The sequence below is a fragment of the Sunxiuqinia sp. genome, from assembly GCF_055140945.1.
Map to the genome: position 1 here is coordinate 1 of NZ_JBSQYS010000017.1, position 17745 is coordinate 17745.

17 protein-coding genes are annotated in these 17745 nt (G+C 40.7%); 15 read left to right on the forward strand and 2 right to left on the reverse strand.

Annotated elements, in window-relative coordinates; all coding sequences use genetic code 11:
- Positions 1-66 precede the first annotated feature (66 nt).
- From ACTB00_RS09785 to ACTB00_RS09825, 9 genes are all read left to right on the forward strand, one after another.
- The gene (locus ACTB00_RS09785) at positions 67-1314 is read left to right on the forward strand and encodes a tagaturonate epimerase family protein (RefSeq protein ID WP_463299732.1); all 1248 of its coding nucleotides are present in this window, start codon (positions 67-69) and stop codon (positions 1312-1314) included.
- A gap of 30 nt (positions 1315-1344) precedes the next feature.
- Positions 1345-2745, forward strand: a complete 1401-nt coding sequence (gene uxaC / locus ACTB00_RS09790) for a glucuronate isomerase (RefSeq protein ID WP_463299733.1) — start codon at positions 1345-1347, stop codon at positions 2743-2745.
- A gap of 109 nt (positions 2746-2854) precedes the next feature.
- Positions 2855-3892: a PfkB family carbohydrate kinase gene (locus tag ACTB00_RS09795; RefSeq protein WP_463299734.1), complete on the forward strand. Its 1038-nt coding sequence runs from the start codon at positions 2855-2857 to the stop codon at positions 3890-3892.
- An 88-nt stretch (positions 3893-3980) separates the two neighbouring features.
- On the forward strand, positions 3981-4649 hold the full coding sequence (locus ACTB00_RS09800; protein WP_463299735.1) for a bifunctional 4-hydroxy-2-oxoglutarate aldolase/2-dehydro-3-deoxy-phosphogluconate aldolase: 669 nt from the start codon (positions 3981-3983) through the stop codon (positions 4647-4649).
- A gap of 44 nt (positions 4650-4693) precedes the next feature.
- Positions 4694-6244: an MFS transporter gene (locus tag ACTB00_RS09805; protein WP_463299736.1), complete on the forward strand. Its 1551-nt coding sequence runs from the start codon at positions 4694-4696 to the stop codon at positions 6242-6244.
- Between the two features lie 218 nt (positions 6245-6462).
- On the forward strand, positions 6463-7419 hold the full coding sequence (locus tag ACTB00_RS09810) for an NAD(P)H-dependent flavin oxidoreductase (protein WP_463299737.1): 957 nt from the start codon (positions 6463-6465) through the stop codon (positions 7417-7419).
- A gap of 33 nt (positions 7420-7452) precedes the next feature.
- Complete coding sequence (locus tag ACTB00_RS09815; protein WP_463299738.1) at positions 7453-8691, forward strand: M16 family metallopeptidase; 1239 nt, start codon at positions 7453-7455, stop codon at positions 8689-8691.
- Positions 8688-9962 carry a M16 family metallopeptidase gene (locus tag ACTB00_RS09820; protein ID WP_463299739.1) on the forward strand — a complete coding sequence of 425 codons (1275 nt, stop codon included), beginning with the start codon at positions 8688-8690 and terminating at the stop codon, positions 9960-9962. The genes ACTB00_RS09815 and ACTB00_RS09820 overlap by 4 nt, the downstream gene beginning before the upstream one ends.
- 12 nt (positions 9963-9974) lie before the next feature.
- A complete protein-coding gene (locus ACTB00_RS09825; RefSeq protein ID WP_463299740.1) occupies positions 9975-10907 on the forward strand; it encodes a DMT family transporter in 933 nt (310 codons plus the stop codon).
- Positions 10908-10915: 8 nt separating this feature from the next.
- Here ACTB00_RS09825 and ACTB00_RS09830 read toward each other — a convergent pair whose 3' ends face one another.
- A complete protein-coding gene (locus ACTB00_RS09830) occupies positions 10916-11347 on the reverse strand; it encodes an SRPBCC family protein (RefSeq protein ID WP_463299741.1) in 432 nt (143 codons plus the stop codon).
- 69 nt (positions 11348-11416) lie between these two features.
- Complete coding sequence (locus ACTB00_RS09835) at positions 11417-12220, reverse strand: 3-keto-disaccharide hydrolase (RefSeq protein ID WP_463299742.1); 804 nt, start codon at positions 12218-12220, stop codon at positions 11417-11419.
- Between the two features lie 227 nt (positions 12221-12447).
- On the opposite strand from ACTB00_RS09835, the gene ACTB00_RS09840 reads away from it, so the two are divergent.
- From ACTB00_RS09840 to ACTB00_RS09865, 6 genes are all read left to right on the forward strand, one after another.
- On the forward strand, positions 12448-13059 hold the full coding sequence (locus ACTB00_RS09840; protein WP_463299743.1) for a TetR/AcrR family transcriptional regulator: 612 nt from the start codon (positions 12448-12450) through the stop codon (positions 13057-13059).
- An 11-nt stretch (positions 13060-13070) separates the two neighbouring features.
- Positions 13071-14351, forward strand: a complete 1281-nt coding sequence (locus ACTB00_RS09845; protein ID WP_463299744.1) for a TolC family protein — start codon at positions 13071-13073, stop codon at positions 14349-14351.
- Between the two features lie 105 nt (positions 14352-14456).
- Positions 14457-15335 carry an HlyD family secretion protein gene (locus tag ACTB00_RS09850; protein ID WP_463299745.1) on the forward strand — a complete coding sequence of 293 codons (879 nt, stop codon included), beginning with the start codon at positions 14457-14459 and terminating at the stop codon, positions 15333-15335.
- Positions 15336-15417: 82 nt separating this feature from the next.
- Positions 15418-15792: a four helix bundle protein gene (locus ACTB00_RS09855; RefSeq protein ID WP_463299746.1), complete on the forward strand. Its 375-nt coding sequence runs from the start codon at positions 15418-15420 to the stop codon at positions 15790-15792.
- Positions 15793-15892: 100 nt separating this feature from the next.
- Positions 15893-16804: an ABC transporter ATP-binding protein gene (locus tag ACTB00_RS09860; RefSeq protein ID WP_463299747.1), complete on the forward strand. Its 912-nt coding sequence runs from the start codon at positions 15893-15895 to the stop codon at positions 16802-16804.
- 123 nt (positions 16805-16927) lie between these two features.
- A complete protein-coding gene (locus ACTB00_RS09865) occupies positions 16928-17734 on the forward strand; it encodes an ABC transporter ATP-binding protein (RefSeq protein ID WP_463299748.1) in 807 nt (268 codons plus the stop codon).
- Positions 17735-17745: the final 11 nt, after the last annotated feature.

Sequence of the window (17745 nt, forward strand, 5' to 3'; positions counted from 1 at the left end):
ACACGGGATGGAGGCATGTTTGACATGTTTTGATGAGATTGATTGATAACTAAATAAATATATACCATGGAATTAAGTAAGTACAGTTTTGGAGTGGGTGATCGTTTTTCCCACCAAGGAGAAGCTCAGTTGAGAGCAATTGTTAAGGCTAATCAGGCTGGTGTTAATGTCAGTCCGGTATGGAATAAATCCAATCGGGAGCACAGCAATGTGAAGACCAAACCGGACGATGTTCGGGCCGAAGCAGATGCAGCGGTGAAAGCATTGGGGTATGAATTGCCCTATTATGTAGATGCGGATCATATTAACTTAACCACTGTAGCTCCGTTTGTGAAAGGTGCTGACTTTTTTACTCTTGATGTGGCCGCTTATATTGGCAACGAAAGCTCAAAAGAATCAGTTGATGCTTTTTTGTCTTCGTGTGAAAAGTATAAAGGAGCGCTGAAGATTCCGGGTATCAAAGATGACATTCAGGTAGATGATAGTTTGCTGGCAAAGGTTGTTGAGAACTTTTTAGCCGCAACCGAAGAAGCTGCAGCTATTTATAAATACTTAGTTGAAAAGAAAGGACAGGGAAATTTCATTGCTGAGGTGTCGATGGATGAAGTTGAAAATCCACAGACTCCGGTGGAGTTGTTCTTTATTCTGAAAATGTTGGCTGATAAAGGTGTGCCTGTTCAAACAATTGCGCCGAAATTTACCGGTCGCTTCAACAAAGGAGTCGACTATGTTGGTGATTTAGATCAGTTTGCCAAGGAGTTTGAAGAGGACTTAATGGTGATTGCATATGCAGTTAAAGAATTCGGACTTCCTTCAGATCTTAAGTTGAGTGTGCACTCAGGTAGCGATAAGTTTTCAATTTATCCGATTATGGCCGACATTATCAAGAAGCATGATAAAGGCCTACACATAAAAACAGCAGGAACAACTTGGTTAGAAGAAGTTATTGGGTTAGCCCTGTCTGGTGGAGAGGCATTGGAGGCAGCGAAAGAAGTTTATGCGACAGCACTTGGACGTAAAGAGGAATTGTGCGCGCCATACGCTGATGTGATTGATATTAAAGACAATGAGTTGCCAACGGCTGAGGAAGTAAATAGCTGGGATAGCGAAAAATTTGCCAATACCTTACGTCATATTCCCGGACATGCCGATTACAATCCGAATTTCCGTCAGTTGATTCATGTCGGATATAAAGTGGCAGCAGAAATGGGAGAGCGTTACTACACTTTATTGGAAAATAATGCGGAGGTAATTGGAAACTGCGTAGAAGAAAATATTTTTGATCGTCATTTAAAACGATTATTCAATTTGTAAATTCATAGAAAAATAAAAAACCGAGTATTGATGAAGAAGTTTATGGATGAGAACTTTCTGTTGCAAACAGAAACTGCTCAGAAACTGTATCACGAACATGCGGCTAAAATGCCGATTTTTGACTATCACTGTCACATTTCACCCAAAGAAATCGCTGAAGATAAAACATTTGATAATATAACTCAGATCTGGTTGTATGGCGATCATTATAAGTGGCGCGCTATGCGAACGAATGGTGTTGATGAACGCTTTTGTACCGGAGATGCCAGCGACTGGGAGAAATTTGAAAAATGGGCCGAGACGGTGCCTCACACCTTGAGAAATCCACTGTACCACTGGACTCATCTGGAGTTGAAGAAGTTCTTTGGAATAGACAAGGTTCTTAGTCCTGATACCGCTAAGGAGATTTGGGATGAGTGTAATGCCAAATTAACATCTGGTAGTTACTCCTGCCGCGATATTATTCGGATGGCGAATGTCGACACAATCTGCACAACTGATGATCCTGTTGATAACCTGGAGCATCACCGTGCTATTAAAGAAAGTGGTTTTGAAGTAAAAGTATTACCAGCTTGGCGTCCTGATAAAGCGATGATGGTTGAAGATAAAGATTTCTTCAACGATTACGTTGATCAGTTAGCTGAAGCTGCAAATGTAGAGATTGATAGTTTCGATGCTTTTATGGTTGCCTTGGATAAGCGTCATCAGTTTTTTCATGATAATGGTTGTCGATTGTCAGATCACGGCTTGGATACTGCTTTTGCAGAAGATTATTCAGAGGCTGAGATTAATGCAATTTTTGATAAAATTCGTTCACTGAAAAATTTGTCGGCGGCTGAAATCCTGAAGTTTAAATCGTGCATGTTATACGAATTTGGAATCATGGATAATTCGCGCGGATGGACCCAGCAATTCCATATTGGAGCACAACGTAATAACAATACACGCTTGTTTAACAAGCTAGGGCCAGATACAGGATTCGACTCGATAGGTGATGTTCCGGTAGCTGCTCCGTTGGCTAAATTATTGAATCGCTTAGATTTGGAAGATAAACTAAGCAAAACAATTCTATACAATCTGAATCCTCGCGATAATGAATTGTATGCGACAATGATTGGAAACTTCCAGGATGGATCGGTTCCGGGAAAAATGCAATATGGTTCAGGGTGGTGGTTTTTGGATCAGAAAGATGGTATGGAAAAGCAAATGAATGCGCTTTCGAACCTTGGACTATTGAGCCGCTTCGTTGGAATGTTAACAGATTCACGTAGTTTCTTGTCGTATACACGTCACGAATATTTCCGCAGAACACTGTGTAACCTGCTTGGTAATGATGTTGAGAATGGTGAAATTCCAGCGAATATGGAGCTATTGGGTGAGATGGTTGAGAATATTTGTTACAACAATGCAAAAAGCTATTTTAATTTTTAGTGAAATTCATACATTTCGGAACGAGAAAGATACTATTTGTATTGATTCTTTTCGAAATGTGTTTTATTTTTGCAATCGATTGCACACAGAAATTAAAGTTAATTAAAAGATGAATAAAAAAGTTGTAACGTTTGGAGAGATCATGTTGCGCTTAGCAACTCCAGGGTATTTAAGGTTTAATCAGGCTGACAGTCTGAACGCCACTTTTGGTGGTGGAGAAGCTAATGTAGCCGTTTCGTTGGCTAACTACGGTATTCCTGTTGATTTTGTAACTCGTCTTCCTAAAAATGACATAGCCCGCGCCTGTAAAATGGACTTGAGAGGATATGGAGTAGGAGTAGACAAGATTATTGAAGGTGGAGACCGTGTAGGTATTTACTTCCTTGAAACTGGTGCGGTAAGCCGCGGTAGTAAAGTCGTTTATGACCGCGCCCATTCCGCGATTTCTGAAATTAAGCCAGGAATGATTGATTGGGATGAAGTATTTGAAGGAGCAGGCTGGTTTCACTGGACTGGTATCACCCCAGCAATCTCACAAGGTGCTGCCGATGCTTGTTTGGAAGCTATTCAGAAAGCAAATGAAAAAGGGATCACGGTATCATGTGATTTGAACTACCGCAAAAACTTGTGGAAATATGGTAAATCATGTGGCGAAGTAATGCCAGCATTGGTTGCCGGAACCGACGTGGTTTTAGGTAACGAAGAAGACGCCGCTATGGCTTTGGATATCCATCCTGAAGGAGTAGATGTAACAGGTGGTCATGTTGAAGGAGCTGCTTATGAATCAGTTTCGAAACAAATTATGGCTAAATTCCCTCGCTGTAAAAAAGTAATTACAACCTTGCGTGGTTCAATCAATGCAAATCACAACAGCTGGGCTGGTGTTCTTTGGGATGGCAAGAAGCTATTCGAATCTCGTCAGTACCAGATTACTCACATTGTTGACCGTGTTGGTGGTGGTGATTCTTTTATGGGTGGTTTAATCTACGGATTATTAACTTATCCGGACGATGATCAGAATGCACTGGAATTTGCAGTAGCTGCTTCTTGTTTGAAGCACACGATCTACGGCGATTACAACCAGGCTACACTGGAAGAAGTAGAGAAATTAATGGGTGGTGATGCGTCAGGACGTGTTGCTCGTTAAGTTATAAAATAGTTGATAATGAATGATGGGGTTCAGAAGTCTTTATACTTCTGGATTCCATAATTCTTTTTAATACAGATATAAAAAAATGGCTAGATTTTCGAGAATACAAGTAGCGCAAGTGATGAAAGAAACTGGTATTGTCCCAGTATTTTATCACGCTGATGTTGAATTGTGTAAACAAGTTATTAAAGCTTGTTACGATGGTGGAATTCGGGTATTCGAATTTACAAACCGTGGTGATTTTGCTGCTGAGGTTTTTGGTGAATTAACAAAATGGTCGGCTAAAGAATGCCCTGAAATGATCATGGGAGTTGGTTCAATTATTGATGAGGCAACTACCGCATTATATATTTCTATTGGTGCAAACTTTATTGTTTCTCCGTTGATTGACGAAGGAATGGCGAAAGTTTGTAACAAACGTAAAATTGCCTGGAGTCCAGGTTGTGGATCAGTAACTGAAATTGGTCGCGCACACGAGCTCGGTTGCGAAGTTGTAAAAATATTCCCTGGTTCTTCGGTTGGCGGACCTGACTTTGTAAAAGGAGTAATGGGACCAATGCCATATGCAAGCATCATGCCTACTGGAGGGGTTTCTCCGGATGAAGAAAACCTGACTAGCTGGTTTAAAGCTGGTGTGCATTGTGTAGGAATGGGATCACAGTTATTTCCTAAAGATGTGCTGGCAAAAAAAGATTTTTCCTATATTTCGGCGAAATGTAAAGAAGCTCTTAGCATCGTGGAAAAACTACGCTAAGTTGGCTGGATATTAATTAAACCAATAAATAAAAGTTTTTTATTATGGCGTTAAATCAAGTTACAGAGAAAGTGTCCAAGTACCGGTGGACAATTGTGGCTATGTTGTTTATGGCAACTACTGTAAACTACTTAGACCGCCAGGTGCTATCGTTAACCTGGAAAGATTTTATTGCTCCGGAGTTCCACTGGACAGATAATGATTATGGAACAATCACCGCATGGTTCTCTGCATTCTATGCTATTGGCCTTTTGTTTGCTGGTCGATTTGTCGATTGGTTAGATACCAAAAAAGGATATATGTGGGCCATCGGCGTTTGGTCGGTTGGAGCTGTTTTACACGCATTTTGTGGTATTGCTACCTCCGGAATAGTTTCTGGCCATTGGTTGGTTGGCTTTGGAGAAGCGCGTGAACACATTGAACAATTTATTAATACAACTGGTGATATTGCGAGAGTATTAAATGTGAGTGTTGTACTCTTTATTTTCGCTCGTTTAGTATTGGCAATCGGAGAGGCAGGTAACTTCCCTGCAGCGATTAAGACAACTGCTGAATATTTCCCCAAAAAAGACCGTGCTTATGCAACATCTATTTTTAATGCTGGAGCAACAGTCGGTGCGTTAGCTGCGCCTGTTACTATCCCATTATTGGCGAAACATTTTGGATGGGAAGCTGCTTTCATTGTGATTGGTGGTCTCGGTTTTATTTGGATGGGATGGTGGCAGTTTGGTTATGCTAAACCGGATAAGCATCCTAAAGTGAATAAAGCTGAGCTGACTTACATTAATCTGGATGACGATGATCCGGATGCTGGAAAAACGGATGAAGAGATTGCTGCTAAAGGTAAGAAGATGAGCATGATTAAACTGTTGAAATACAGGCAAACATGGGCTTTCGCTTTTGGTAAATTCATGACTGATGGTGTATGGTGGTTCTATTTGTTTTGGACTCCGGCATACTTGAGCTCGGTATATGGAATGGAAACCTCTGATACGGCAGCACAATTAGCTCTGTTTGTTCTATATGCAATTACACTATTTTCAATTATTGGTGGTTGGTTACCCACTTATTTTGTTGAAAACAAAGGAATGCACCCTTACGCGGGCCGAATGAAAGCAATGTTGATTTTTGCCTTTTTCCCATTGTTAGCTGTATTTGCGCAACCGTTGGGACACTTAACATACTGGTTTCCGGTTATTATTATTGGTATAGCAGGTGCTGCACACCAAGCGTGGTCTGCAAATATCTTTACCACCGTGAGTGATATGTTTCCTAAGGCTGCAGTAGCAACAGTTACTGGTATTGGTGGGTTAGCTGGTGGTTTAGGATCAGTATTAATTAATAAAGGTTCCGGGTTATTATTCGACTTCTCGCGAGGATCAACTATGGTGCTCGATCTGGAAGTACCAATGACCAGAGATTTATTTGAGAGTGGTTCTCAATTTGTCAGAGAACCGATGAACTTCCTCGGATATGTGGGTATTGAAGCCGGTTATTTTATTATTTTCGGAATATGTGCTATTGCTTACCTCATTGGCTGGGTCGTAATGAAATCTTTGGTACCAAAATACAAACCTATTACGAATTTGGATTAGTTCAAAATTTATAAAATTTTGAAAGGCTCTTACTAAAAGCTTCCAAAGTTTATAAGAATAAAAAGAGAGTGGCTACTTATAGTTGCTCTCTTTTTGTATTGTACTTGTCCATCACTGAAATAGGGTTGTAAAAAAAAGTTATCAAGAGGATTTCTGTTACCTTTGCACCTTCGAAAAACAACTCGTTGGTTTACGATATATTGAAAGTGTAATTAAGTATGCGAAATAGAATTATAGAACTGTTCGGGATAAAATATCCTGTTATATCAGGTGGAATGGTTTGGTGCAGTGGATGGAAACTGGCAGCGGCTGTCAGTAATAACGGTGGACTTGGATTGATTGGTTCCGGTTCAATGCACCCAGAAACATTACTTGAACACATTCAGAAGATCAAAAAAGCCACCAATAAGCCTTTTGGGGTAAATGTCCCTCTATTATATCCGCAGGTCGATGAGCTTATGAAAATCATTGTTGCGGAGAAAGTACCTATCGTTTTCACTTCGGCAGGAAGTCCAAAAAAATGGACCGGATTTTTGAAGAAACAAGGCATAATTGTAGCTCACGTTATCGCAAGTTCGTACTTCGCAAAAAAGTGCGAAGAGGCCGGTGTTGATGCTGTTGTAGCCGAAGGATTTGAAGCTGGCGGACATAATGGTCGCGAGGAAACAACCACCATGACCCTAATCCCATCGGTGCGAAAAGCAACTTCACTACCCGTAATGGCCGCAGGAGGTATTGGCAGTGGTAAAGCGATGTTAGCAGCGATGGCACTTGGAGCAGATGGAGTTCAGGTTGGAAGTCGGTTCGCACTTACTCAGGAGTCGTCGGCTCACGATAACTTTAAGAAGTTGGTTGCCGAACTGGGCGAAGGGGCGACAAAACTATCGCTTAAAAAACTGGCGCCTGTTCGACTGATTAAAAATGAGTTTTTCAAGCAGGTTGCTGAAGCCGAGTTGCGAGGTGCCGATGCCGGCGAGCTTAAGACTTTACTTGGTAAAGGACGAGCAAAACGGGGAATGTTTGAAGGCGACTTAGAGCAAGGTGAGCTCGAAATAGGGCAGGTTGCAGCACAATTTAAAGATATTCCATCGGCCGGAGATGTGATGACCCGCTTGATTGCCGAATATGAACAAGTACGAAAAGAACTTGTTGAAGGTGCGAGCTTCAATTTTTAAAAATCAATTCAAACAAAATACGAGTTAATTTATATGGTAAAATTTTACCGCGAACAGCTTGAAAATGGGCTGCAGTTAATTATTTATCCAGATTACTCAACACCAATGGTTGCGCTGGATGTGTGTTATCATGTTGGAGCTAAAAATGAATCTCCGGAACGAACAGGATTTGCTCACTTGTTTGAGCACCTTATGTTTGGTGGCACTAAAAATATTCCGAATTACGACGATGCTTTGCAGCAAGCAGGAGGCGAGAATAATGCCTACACAACAAATGATTTGACGAATTACTATTTGACAGTTCCTAAAGAAAATTTAGAGATTGGCTTTTGGTTGGAATCAGACCGCATGTTGGAACTGGATTTTTCTCAGGAAAAGCTTGATATTCAGAAAAACGTGGTGATCGAAGAGTTTAAGCAACGCAATCTCAATCAACCGTATGGTGATGTTTGGCCGTTACTACGCGAATTGGCTTACAAAGTTCATCCTTATCAGTGGCAAACCATCGGAAAGGATATTAGCCACATTGAAGATGCCAGTCTGCAAGAAGTTAAAGATTTCTTCTATCGCTTTTATGCGCCCGATAATGCCGCTTTGATTTTAAGTGGAAATGTGGATCGTGAGGAATGTCTGCATTTGGCGAATAAGTGGTTTGGCTCAATTCCGAACCGAAATGTAAAAAAGGCTGCCATTCCAATGGAGCCGGAACAAGCAAATTTCCGGGAAATGACTGTTGAACGAGATGTGCCGGATACTGCTTTGTATATGGCCTTTCATATGGCTGGCAGGACTCAGCGCGAGTATTATATTTGCGATTTGATCTCAGATGTGCTGTCCAACGGAAACAGCTCGCGCATGTATCAGCGGTTAATCAAAGAGCAGAAATTGTTTATTGAGCTTGATGCTTATCTTTCAGGAGACCACGATCCGGGCTTGTTTATTGTCTCTGGTAAGTTAGCTAACGGCGTTACGATTGAGCAAGCGAAAAAAGCAGTTTGGATCGAATTGAAAAGCATGCAACAAGAGTTGGTGCCAACTATTGAGCTTGAAAAAGTGAAAAATAAGTTGGAGGCCAACCTAATTTATTCGCAGATGAATTACCTGCATATGGCTCAGGAACTGGCAAATTTTGAAAACATTGATCGGGCTGAACGAATTAACGAGCAAATTGATATTTATCGTTCGGTGGCCAGTGCCGACTTGTTGATAACTGCCCAGAGGATCTTTTCAGAATCCAACTGCTCACAACTCAATTATCTAGCAAAAAAATGATAGATCGTACGATACAACCACCCATTTACGAAACAAAGAAACCGCTAATTATTAAGCCCGTATCTTCGCAGCTTAATAATGATATTCCGGTGCATTTTCTTCAGGCCGGAACGCAGGAAGTAACCCGCTTAGAGTTTATTTTTGATGCTGGCCTTTGGTACGAAGATAAGCCCTTGCAGGCTGTACTTACGAATGCTATGATGCAAGAAGGAAGTGCGAATTATTCAGGAGCACAGATTGCTGAAATTTTCGATTTTAGAGGAGCCTACATTCAGTTTGTTGCCGATCATCATTTGGGAACAATTAGCTTGATCAGCCTGAATAAGCATTTGCATTATTTGTTGCCCATTGTCGAAGATTTAATCAAGCGGCCATCATTCGATGCAAATGAATTTGAAACGTTGGCGAAACGAAGAAAGCAACGTTTTTTGCTAGAGAATGAGAAGGTAAAAGTACTTTGCCAAAAGAAGTTTTCCGAAGTTTTGTTTGGCAATGACCATCCGTATTCGCACACCGTTACTGTTGATGATTTTGATCGTTTGGCAAGTTCTGATTTGGCAAATTTCTACCAGAGATCTTATCATGCTGCAAATTGCCAGATTATGGCTTCGGGAAATATGGATGTCAGTTTGCTAGAACTACTAAATAAGCATTTTGGTGATTTGAATTGGGGAGGAGTGAAGCAGTTTCAGCAAAAAAGAACGATTCAACAATTGCAGGAAAAGCAACGCCGTGTTGTTAAAAATGAAGCCATTCAATCAGCAATTCGGGTTGGTCGTTTGATGGTAAAAAAGGATCATCCGGATTATGTCGGTTTACAGGTTTTGAATACTGTTTTGGGCGGATATTTTAGCTCTCGGTTAATGATGAATATTCGCGAGGAAAAAGGTTATACCTATGGAATTGGTTCTTCGGTGATGAGCTTGAATGAAGCCGGCTATTTTGTAATTGCTACCGAAACGGATAAAAAATATGTCGAGGCGACGATTACAGAAATATTCCTGGAACTGAGAAAACTTCGTGAAGAATTAATCCCTGAAGCTGAGTTGAGTCGGGTTTGCCAATACTTGTTAGGCGAATTTGTTCGCGATTTTGATGGACCGTTTGCACAGGCTCAGTCATTCAGAGCTGTGAACGATTTTGGTTTGGGCTACGAATTTTACGAGCAGTATTATCAGCTTTTGAAAGCTATTAAACCGGAAGATTTGCAGTTATTGGCACAAAAATATTTCGACGAGGACGATTTTTACACCGTAATTGCAGGTGCTTAATAATAACGATTCGTGAAGAACCTTTTTTCAAATACTATTTTTCTGGCTATCGTAGCTTGCCTGTTGTGGTCTTCGGCTTTTGTCGGTGTGAAAATCGGTTTGCAATATCACACGCCATTTCAGTTTGCAGGAGTCCGGTTTACACTTTCCGGTTTAATGCTGTTTTTCTTTTTCAACAATTACCATAATTACACGGCACAGATTAAGGAGCATTGGCGGTTTATTTCCCTGATCGGATTGCTTCAAACGGTTATTCAATACATGTTTTTTTATTCAGGAATTAACTTGCTTCCAGCTTCTATAGCAGCACTAATCATAGGCTCTTCGCCATTGTTTATCTCGGTGGTTTCACACTTTAGTTTCCAGAATGATAAAATGAATTGGCTGAAAACCATAAGCATTTTGTTGGGAGTTGTGGGCGTAGCAATCATCAGTCTTGGACGAAGCGAATTGCCTTCAGGCGTAAAAATAAGTCTGCTGGGAATTGCATTGCTTTTGCTGAATAATTTTGTTTCGGGTTTCTCGAATGTGTTGGTTGCTAAAAAGCCGGCACGGTTGGCTCCAATTGTTTTAAGTTCATCGTCGCTATTTTTTGGAGGAATTGGGTTGATCATTATTTCAATCCCAGTTGAAGGTTACGGCGTAAAATCGTTTGCTCCGGAGTATTTTGTTGCATTAGCGTGGTTGAGCTTCTTGTCGGCAGCAGCTTTTACCATCTGGTTTGGTTTGTTGCAACGCCCGGGAGTTAAAGTCTCGGTTCTGAATACCTGGAAGTTTTTAGTCCCGGTAGCCGGTGCAATGTTAAGTTGGATGATTATACCCGATGAATCCCCCGATTTGGTTTCTATTGCAGGTATGTCGGTCATTGCATCGTCTTTGTTGCTCTTGAATTATTCGAACCGAAAAGCTGTAAGATTGGAACGCGAAAATGCCAAACCCATTTGATTTTGCAGTTAATCTTCTTTTTCAGCTTCTAGTTTCAGTTCGTAGAGGCTTTTTGTCATTCCATCGGCTAAAGTCTTTTGCAGCATCCCGGCCAAAAAGCCTTCCATGCTTTCTTGAACAACGACTAACGTCGATTTTCCTTGCGGTGTTAGTTGCCAGTTATGAACAGCTTTTATCCACAGCATTTTGCCTGTCCATCCAAGTTCCGAAGGGGAATTCGCTGTGTGGATTTCCGATTTGATTTTCAAGCCTCCAGCTTTCCAAACAAACTTTTTATCGGCAGCTGCCCGCCCATCTATAGAAGCCCTGGAAACCTCGCTTTGCCAGGTCGGCCAGGCATTGATTGACGATAACACTTTGTAGACTTTATATGCCGACGCATGGACGAGTAGTTTTGCTTCGTGAAATGCCGGCGCATTTTTGTTGACTTCAATATTCATTTCGATTTTCTTTCAAGATTACTGGACTATTCAACAACTTTATTTTGAACTTGTTTTGCAGCGAGCAACTTAGTTGCAATCGTCTCCTAAATTTAATAGTTCAACTTTTCTGAAATCAATAGGATGGCTTTCTCCTTGTAACGAGATGGAGCCGCTATTTAATAGTTTATTTCCATCAGGCGGCAACAGCTTTTGATAGCTTGGATCGCGTTCGTCGAGCTGAGGTTTCGTATACTGCATCACAACCTCACCATCAATAATATGCTTGACGATTGAGTCACCTCTGACTTCAATTTCGGCGGTAACCCACTGATTGTCAATGCGGGTTGTTGAATTCGAACTAATGCAGTGATCCAATACGAGTTTTCCGTCCATTACGACATTGGTTCCCGGAGTACAAAGGTTTAAGTTTGATCGCTCTTCTGTTTTAGTACTTCCAAGTAGTTGAACTTCGATACATACGGGGAATTGCTGGTCTTTTTCCATGCTTTCAGGACTTTGTCCGTGTATCATGATTCCACTGTTTCTATTGGCCCATTGCGGTCCTCCAGGAGCCTGTTTACCAACAAACCGATACTCAACACGCATTTTATAATGCGAAAAGTTGTGCTTGTAAAATAGGTGTCCAAATTCGCCATCAAAGGTATCGTACTCATCGTATCTAACCTTCAACAGGCCATCTTCAACCCGAAACGTATTTTTATAATTTTTTCCTAACTCATACTTTGTAATTTTTACTTGCCAATCATTTAAGTCTTCTCCGTTGAAAAGTTGAATCCATCCCTTTTCTTCTTTGGGTTGAAAAGAACAAAACAGTAGGGTAGCGATAAAGGACATCGCGAAGATTTTTAGCCTGACTTGAATGTTTTCCATAATAAGTGATTTAATGGCCTGTTAAATTAATGCTTTTTTTGAATTTGAATAATTCTGTGTGGGCGTTATTAGAATTAATATTTTTTCTCTATTATTTGCCTAATCATCGAGAATAGATTCTATATTAACCAATTGGTTAAATTTTTTGGTTGGTTTATTTGGATATTGGTTTAGGTTGTCATATTTTTACCAACTGATTTAACCAAATAGTTAAACTGGAAGATTAAATGAATACGCAAAAAGATAATACGGAAGAAAAAATTTTAGCTGCGGCGACTGACATCTTTATGGTAAAAGGAATGGAAGGAGCACGAATGCAGGAAATTGCTGATAAAGCAAGTATCAACAAGGCATTATTGCATTACTATTTTCGAAGTAAGGATAAGTTGTTTGACGCGATACTAACCAAGATGCTGAACTTGGCGTTTCCACAAATCGGCAAGGTTTTCTTTTCTGATCTTCCCTTTCTGGAACGGGTTGAGCAAGTCATAGATATTTACATTACGCTCTTGTTGAAACATCCACAGTTGCCGGCATTCTTAATTAAAGAAATGAATCGGGAAGGATCTCTGCTATTTAAATTCATAGAAAAGCAATATTTTGCGATTCAGCCAATATTAAAAGAAATCCAGAATGCAATGGATCGGGGAGAAGTCATTCAAATGAAGCCGGAGCATTTGGTGGTAAATGTGCTTGGGATGTGTGTTTTTCCCTTTGCAGCGAGGCCGATGATTAAGAATGTAGTCTTGAACGGGCAAGATGATTTGCTGAATGAGTTTTTAAAACAGCGCAGATCTGAAGTAAAGGAATTTATAATAAGAGCTATTCAACCACAATAAACAAGTGTGTTATGAGAATTAGGAAATTAGTTATTTTACTTTGGTTTTTATTGCCAACTCAATTATTGTTGGCGCAGGAACCGGCGACGATAGAGCAATGTCAGCAGTGGGCTCGCGATTTTCATCCGTTGTTGAAGCAACAGGAGATTTACCAAAAAATGTCGGCATTGAAATTGGAAAATAATGTAACCAATTATTTGCCACAAATTGATCTGAAAGCACAAGCTACTTATCAATCAGAGGTGACAAAAATTGGTATCTCTTTACCCAATATGAGCATTCCGGAGATTTCGAAAGATCAGTATAAAATGTACCTGGATGTGAAGCAGACAATTTGGGATGGTGGGTTAACCAAGGCAAATGAAATACTGGAACGAGCTAAGGAAAAGGCAAATATTCAAGGGGTTGAAGTGGAGCTCTATAAAGTAAGGGAGCAAGTCAATCGTTTGTTCTTTACCAGCTTCCTGATTCAGCAAAACCTGGAGTTGCTGCTTAAAAAGCAAGAAGCGCTGGATTCGCGTAAGAGCCAAATGGAAACTGCTGTGGAACAGGGTATGCTGCTGGCTTCTGAGTTAGATCAGATCTTGGCTGAACGAATTAAAGTAAAGCAGCAGCAAATCGAATTGCGGTCACATCGAGAAACGGTACTTTCAGCCCTGTCAATTTTAACGGGAAAGCCGTTGGATGATTTGCAAAATCTTACCATTGAAACCGTTGAGTTTAGTCCTGACAATGACTTGCATCGACCGGAACTGAAGCTGTTTGAAACACAAACGGATTTATTGGCTGCATCATCCGATTTGCTTCGAAAAAAACGCAATCCTAAGTTATTTGGTTTCGGGCAAGCAGGTTACGGGCGACCGGGATTAAACATGCTTAATAACGACTTTGGTGTTTACGGATTAGTTGGCGTTGGCCTGAACTGGGCAGTGTTTGATTGGAAAAATACGCGGCGTGAACGAGAAGTAATTCAGTTGCAACAGCAATTGATCAATGCGCAACAGCAACATTTTGAGCGTAATGTGAATGTTGCATTGGATGGCGAATATCGCAAGATCAAACAACTAGAGAATATCCTTGAAAGTGATCGGGAGCTCATTGAACTGCAGGAACGCATTACGCGGAGTTCTGCCTCAAAGCTCGAAAACGGAACACTAACATCATCAGATTATATTCAGGACTTGAATGCAGAAATAGCTGCCCGAATCACTTTAGAAACACATAAAATACAAGTGGAAGCAGCGAAAATCAATTACCAAACAATTAAAGGGAATAACAATAAAAACAGATAATATGAAACGAACATGAATTTTAAGATGCAAAAATTCGTAAACAAGCATATTAAAATTCATCGTGAGTTCCATCAAATGCAATTGAAAACTAAAAATTTTAATGAGATGAAACTTCAATACTTATTCATATTGACATTAATTGCATTAGTGTCGTGTAACGGAAACGATGATCAATCGGATGCTTTTGGAAATTTCGAAATCGAAGAAATCATTGTTTCGTCGGAGATAGCCGGAAAGCTTATCAATTGTAAGTTAGAGCTGGGAGATGAGGTAAAACAAGGGCAATTACTGGCTTTGGTGGATACCACTCAGCTGAGCTTACAAATCAAACAACTGGAGGCTCAGAAGAAAGCTGTAGCCAGTAAAAAAGTGAATTTGAATGCTCAGATTGACGTGCAAAAAGAACAAATTGAAACCCTGAAGACAGAACAGAAAAGGATACATCAGATGTTTGCCGGTAAAGCGGCCACACAGCAGCAGGTAGATGACCTTGATGGGAAGGTGCGTATTATGGAAAAGCAATTGACCAGTACTCAAAGCCGGTTTGTATCCGTAAATAGTGAGCTGGGAGTATTGGATGTGCAGCTGGCTATTGCAAAAGATAAATTGGGTAAATGTTTTATCTCTAGCTTGATGAATGGAGTAGTTCTTGAAAAGTATCTGGAGTTGGGCGAGTTGGCTGCTCCGGGGAAAGCTCTTGTGAAATTAGGTGATTTGTCAATGCTCGATTTGCGAGTTTTCGTTAGTGGCGAACAATTGCCAAACATCAAACTTGGTCAGCAAGTAGAAGTTTTGATTGATAAGAATAAGGATGAAAATCAGTCACTAACGGGAAAGGTATCCTGGATTTCTTCTGAAGCTGAGTTTACCCCCAAGATCATTCAAACCAAAGAAGAACGGGTAAAACTGGTTTATGCCGTGAAAGTTCAGGTGAAAAACGATGGTAGACTGAAAATAGGGATGCCGGGGGAAGTGAGGTTTTAGCGTTGGTCAGTGAATAGTTTTCAGTCACAGTCGCAGTGAATAGTTAAGCGGAATAATAAAGGACGAGTTAAATAAAAAGACTATGGATTTTAAAAAATTAATAGCTTATCAAAAAGCTTTTCAGTTGGCGATGGAGATTTTTAAGATATCAAAGTCGTTTCCAAAAGAGGAAAAGTATTCTCTAACAGATCAAATTCGCAGGTCATCTCGCTCAACTTGTGCCAATCTTGCTGAAGCGTATCGCAAACGAATTTACCCTAAACATTTTATTACCAAGTTGACTTATTCTGATGGAGAAAATAGTGAGACTGACGTTTGGCTGGATTTCGCGAAAGCATGTGGGTATTTGACTGAAAATCAATATCAACCACTTCATGAAAAGCGCATTGAAATTGGAAAACTGATTAACTACATGATTAGCAATCCTAGTAAATTTGGCTCAGGTCTACCGGGTTAAATAATTACAGTAATCTGTCTTGACAACTGTCAACTTGAACTGAAAGAAACTCTAAAAACTGTGACTGTGACTGCGACTGAAAACTTAAAATAATAGAGCGATGATTAAAATAGCCAACATATGCAAGTCCTATAACAATACCCAAGCTCTACAAGGCATCTCACTAGAGGTAAATGATGGCGAGTTGTTTGGGCTAATTGGTCCGGATGGAGCAGGAAAGACAACCTTGATGCGGATTCTGATGACATTGTTGATTCAGGATGAAGGACAGGCGGAAATGAATGGGCTGGATGTCGTTAAAGACTACAAAAAAATTCGACAACTGGTGGGCTATATGCCCGGGCGTTTTTCGTTGTATCAGGATTTGACCGTGGAGGAGAACCTATCGTTTTTTGCAACGGTGTTCGGAACAACGATTGAAGAGAACTACGAGCTCATCCAGGATATTTACGTTCAGATTGAACCTTTCAAAAATCGACTGGCCGGAAAGCTTTCAGGAGGAATGAAACAAAAACTGGCGCTGTCGTGTGCTTTGATTCATAAACCTGAGATTTTGGTGTTGGATGAGCCAACTACCGGAGTTGACGCTGTGTCGCGCAAAGAGTTTTGGGACATGCTAAAAAAACTTCAGAAGCAGGGAATTACGATACTGGTTTCTACTCCTTATATGGATGAAGCAGGCCTTTGCGATCGGGTGGCGCTGATGCAGGAAGGAGAGGTGCTAAGCATCGATACTCCTGCGCGAATTGTTGAAAACTATTCGAGTACCTTGTTGGCTGCCCGCTCCGACGAGATGCACCGATTGATTGTGGACTTGCGTCATTGGGAGAAGATTGACTCGGCGTATGCCTTCGGACAATTTGCTCACGTGACTCCCAAAGATGATGAGATGGAAGCTGTGGAATTGGAGCAATATCTGATGCGTAAAAAGCATAATAACCTGCAGGTACACGAAATTGCACCCGGCATTGAAGATGTTTTTATGGCACTGATGAGCCGGGATCAGTCGTAGTGAACAGCTCAGTAAAAAGTGTTAAAAGTTTACCTATGGATTTCAAGGAATTATTGGTTTATAAAAAGGCGTTCAGATACAGATTCAACATTCCGCAAAATATGGTTGTAAAGGAGAAGATTGATGAAACAAGGAAAAATTGAGAATAGCGAACCGGATACTGTGACTGCGACTGAAAACTTGTCCGCAGAGCGCACTCCTGTCATATCAGTTAAAAATTTAGTCAAAAAGTTTGGGAACTTCGTTGCGAATGACCACCTGACTTTCGATGTGTTTAAGGGCGAAATCTTTGGATTTCTGGGAGCCAATGGTGCCGGAAAGACGACCGCGATGCGCATTCTTTGTGGGTTAAGTAGCCCCACGTCGGGAGAATTGATGGTTAGTGGGTACGATGTTTATAAACAAGCTGAGCTCATCAAACGAAACATTGGCTATATGAGTCAGAAATTTTCGTTGTACGAGGACATGACTGTTGCGGAAAATATTCGATTCTATGCCGGCATTTATGGGCTCTCGGTCAGGCAGCGCAAGGGAAAAGAACATGTGATGCTTCAGAAACTAAATCTGGAGTCGGTACGAGATAAACTGATTGCTTCTTTACCATTGGGATGGAAGCAAAAATTAGCTTTTTCAATTGCGCTTCTTCATGATCCAAAGATTATTTTTCTTGATGAGCCAACTGGTGGTGTTGACCCGATTACCCGTCGCCAATTTTGGGACTTGATTTACGAAGCCGCTGCCGAAGGTAAAACCATTTTTGTAACTACTCACTATATGGATGAAGCAGAATATTGTAACCGGGTTTCAATTATGGTGGATGGTCGAATTGCCGCGTTGGATACACCAGACGCCTTGAAAAAACAGTTCAATGCAGACGATATGAACGGGGTATTTTTACAATTGGCTCGTTCAGCGACTCGAACCGATTGATTTAATCACAT

Bases quoted from the DNA above. Each gene is read 5' to 3' on its own strand.
- ACTB00_RS09785 (WP_463299732.1), top strand. From the start codon at position 67: ATGGAATTAAGTAAGTACAGTTTTGGAGTGGGTGATCGTTTTTCCCAC.
- uxaC (WP_463299733.1), top strand. From the start codon at position 1,345: ATGAAGAAGTTTATGGATGAGAACTTTCTGTTGCAAACAGAAACTGCT.
- ACTB00_RS09795 (WP_463299734.1), top strand. From the start codon at position 2,855: ATGAATAAAAAAGTTGTAACGTTTGGAGAGATCATGTTGCGCTTAGCA.
- ACTB00_RS09800 (WP_463299735.1), top strand. From the start codon at position 3,981: ATGGCTAGATTTTCGAGAATACAAGTAGCGCAAGTGATGAAAGAAACT.
- ACTB00_RS09805 (WP_463299736.1), top strand. From the start codon at position 4,694: ATGGCGTTAAATCAAGTTACAGAGAAAGTGTCCAAGTACCGGTGGACA.
- ACTB00_RS09810 (WP_463299737.1), top strand. From the start codon at position 6,463: ATGCGAAATAGAATTATAGAACTGTTCGGGATAAAATATCCTGTTATA.
- ACTB00_RS09815 (WP_463299738.1), top strand. From the start codon at position 7,453: ATGGTAAAATTTTACCGCGAACAGCTTGAAAATGGGCTGCAGTTAATT.
- ACTB00_RS09820 (WP_463299739.1), top strand. From the start codon at position 8,688: ATGATAGATCGTACGATACAACCACCCATTTACGAAACAAAGAAACCG.
- ACTB00_RS09830 (WP_463299741.1), bottom strand. From the start codon at position 11,347: ATGAATATTGAAGTCAACAAAAATGCGCCGGCATTTCACGAAGCAAAA.
- ACTB00_RS09835 (WP_463299742.1), bottom strand. From the start codon at position 12,220: ATGGAAAACATTCAAGTCAGGCTAAAAATCTTCGCGATGTCCTTTATC.
- ACTB00_RS09840 (WP_463299743.1), top strand. From the start codon at position 12,448: ATGAATACGCAAAAAGATAATACGGAAGAAAAAATTTTAGCTGCGGCG.
- ACTB00_RS09845 (WP_463299744.1), top strand. From the start codon at position 13,071: ATGAGAATTAGGAAATTAGTTATTTTACTTTGGTTTTTATTGCCAACT.
- ACTB00_RS09850 (WP_463299745.1), top strand. From the start codon at position 14,457: ATGAAACTTCAATACTTATTCATATTGACATTAATTGCATTAGTGTCG.
- ACTB00_RS09855 (WP_463299746.1), top strand. From the start codon at position 15,418: ATGGATTTTAAAAAATTAATAGCTTATCAAAAAGCTTTTCAGTTGGCG.
- ACTB00_RS09860 (WP_463299747.1), top strand. From the start codon at position 15,893: ATGATTAAAATAGCCAACATATGCAAGTCCTATAACAATACCCAAGCT.
- ACTB00_RS09865 (WP_463299748.1), top strand. From the start codon at position 16,928: ATGAAACAAGGAAAAATTGAGAATAGCGAACCGGATACTGTGACTGCG.